Source organism: Psychrobacter piechaudii (assembly GCF_900162825.1).
In the GTDB taxonomy this organism is placed as follows: Bacteria; Pseudomonadota; Gammaproteobacteria; order Pseudomonadales; family Moraxellaceae; genus Psychrobacter; species Psychrobacter piechaudii.
Window position 1 is genome coordinate 1 of sequence record NZ_FUGE01000296.1, and the last position, 2,312, is coordinate 2,312.

The window sequence follows — 2,312 nt, forward strand, 5'->3', positions numbered from 1 at the left end:
GTATACCCTAGCGGAACCACCTAAAAACGCCTTATAAAATATTAATAGACCACCTAAAATAGACTGGTATAATAGAACCACTTATAACAGACTATTTTGGGTGTTTATGTTTATTAGAGCCTACCTTCGTGCCTCAACCAAAGAGCAAGACGCCAATCGTGCTAAAGATGAACTTATTGCTTTTGCTAGAGAGTATGGCCATAAAATAGCAGCGTTCTATACTGAGAACGAGTCAGGAGCGAAGCTAGAACGTCCACAACTCATGCAGCTCATTGATGATGCTTCTGATGGAGATGTGATCTTAGTTGAACAGATAGACCGTTTGGCACGTTTAAATCAAGCTGACTGGGATACCTTAAAGAGAAAACTATCAGCCAAACGTCTTTCGGTAGTGTCTAAGGAGTTGCCCACGTCATATATGGCATTGCAGCAAGGTAATAGCTCCGAGTTCATGGAAAGCGTACTGCGCGCTATAAATGACATGCTACTTGATATGTTAGCGGCCATTGCCAGAAAGGATTATGAGGATAGACGTAACCGTCAAATGCAAGGTATTGCACGCGCTAAAGCTCAAGGTAAATATAAAGGGCGGGGCAAGGACATGGAAAAGCGTAAAATTATTGCCAGTCTTCTAAAATCAGGCCACAGCTACTCTGATATTCAACAGACTGTGAAGTGTTCAAGACAATTGATTGCTGAGGTTTCAAAGGCATCAAAACCAATATCTTCCTCTATATAACCTGACGAATATATTTATACAGTAAAGCCAATATGCTTCCCCGTTGGCAGCTCCACATCAATACGAAGCTTACCACCCATGGCTTCAACATATTTTTTCATGGTTGAGATTTTAAGGTCATTGCCACGGTTTTCTATAGCAGATAGTGAAGGCTGCTTAATACCCAAAGTTTGAGCAAGTTCTTTTTGAGAGATTTCAAGCTCCTCTCGGATGCGGTAGAGTTGGTTTTCCAAAAATAGCTGCTCGGCCAGTTGCTGAATACGCGCCTGGCTGTCTAAAGAGCGCTCTGCTAATAGCTCTTGTAATGTCTTAGTCATGTTATAAACCCCCCAAGGTTTTAAGGTGACACTCATACTGCTGATCGGCTGTGGCTAGCATTTCTCTATAAAAGCGCTTGTTATTACTCTTATCACCGATACAAAGTACAATCGCTTGCCTTTTTGGATCAAATGCGAAAAAGGCTCTCAATGGTTTACCTCGATGCTGGACCCGAAGCTCTTTCATGTTGGTAAACTTTGAGTCATACACAGTGTCCACTAAAGGGCGCCCTAGGCTCGGGCCTTGCTGCTGTAAAACCACTAAAGCGGCAAGCACCTTCTCTTGTGTCGATTGATCTTGCTGATAAAGCCAATCATTGAATAGATCGGTTGTGATGACAGTCCACATATAAAACCATAATATAGATTATAGTCTATATACTACTCCTAATCGATGCTCATGACAACTACGTTACTTGGCTACTCTTTAACAAGCTACTAAAGGTGTTGCTCGTTAAAAACTAACTCTCCATGAGAGTATTTACAAAGACAAGCTCCACCATCTTTTCTTGCCCTTAGTGTTGATAGCTTCTTGATTAGTAGCAGGTTTTGAATTTGACTCAGAACTTACTATTTCACTGTCTTCATGATTGTCCTTGGGATTGTTTTCGTCTTGAGAGATACTTGATACTGATAAGTTACTTTTCATCTCTAATAGCTTGGTCTGTGCAAAGTCCTGAATACTGGCATTCGCTTTGTCCAAGCTCTTACTTAACTGATCAATTTGCTTTTGGTAATTTTCAACCAACTGCTTGTGATGATCCACCTGCTGCTGCAGGTGGACGTTTTTTAGTTTTTCCATCTCCAGTTGATGTTTTAGCTGAACGTTTTCCTGTTCAGCTTCAATGTTCACTGGCGTCCAGTGAACATTATTTTCATTTTGTTCAGTACGTTCAGTGCTTGGTGGGCTTCCAAACACCCGTAACATTTCAGTAGTATCTATTTTCTTGTCTGAATTTCTTGAAAGCTCGCCATCATCTATCTTTTTGTAGATTGTGGTCCTTGATACACCCCATCTTTTTGATGCTTCTGATACTGATATGTTCACATAGCCTCTCTTTGTTCAATGATGTCCTCTGATGTATACCTAGTACAGTATCATAGTTGTTCTAGATGGTTGTCCAATTTCACCGAAAGCCATATACTAAAACTACCTAAAAAGGGTTCAATTAACATCCTTATACTTTGTTATAGCCTCTAATAAAGGGGCATAAATTTAGGTTTAGCCTAAACTAAAAATGGAATAGCTCATATCC

The 2,312-nt window shown here is 40.4% G+C and carries 4 protein-coding genes; 1 reads left to right on the top strand and 3 read right to left on the bottom strand.

Annotated features, from left to right (window positions below; translation table 11 throughout):
• The first annotated feature begins 106 nt into the window (after nt 1-106).
• Nucleotides 107-739, top strand: coding sequence for a recombinase family protein (locus A1019T_RS13085; RefSeq protein ID WP_007395972.1), 633 nt, complete (start codon nt 107-109; stop codon nt 737-739).
• Nucleotides 740-753: 14 nt separating this feature from the next.
• Here the strand turns inward: A1019T_RS13085 and A1019T_RS13090 are convergent, their stop codons facing one another.
• The 3 genes from A1019T_RS13090 to A1019T_RS13100 form a co-directional block, all read right to left on the bottom strand.
• Nucleotides 754-1,056: a helix-turn-helix domain-containing protein gene (locus A1019T_RS13090; protein WP_011954794.1), complete on the bottom strand. Its 303-nt coding sequence runs from the start codon at nt 1,054-1,056 to the stop codon at nt 754-756.
• Nucleotide 1,057: 1 nt separating this feature from the next.
• The gene (locus tag A1019T_RS13095; protein WP_007395970.1) at nt 1,058-1,405 is read right to left on the bottom strand and encodes a type II toxin-antitoxin system RelE/ParE family toxin; all 348 of its coding nucleotides are present in this window, start codon (nt 1,403-1,405) and stop codon (nt 1,058-1,060) included.
• A 132-nt stretch (nt 1,406-1,537) separates the two neighbouring features.
• Complete coding sequence (locus tag A1019T_RS13100; protein WP_007395969.1) at nt 1,538-2,104, bottom strand: plasmid replication DNA-binding protein; 567 nt, start codon at nt 2,102-2,104, stop codon at nt 1,538-1,540.
• Nucleotides 2,105-2,312: the final 208 nt, after the last annotated feature.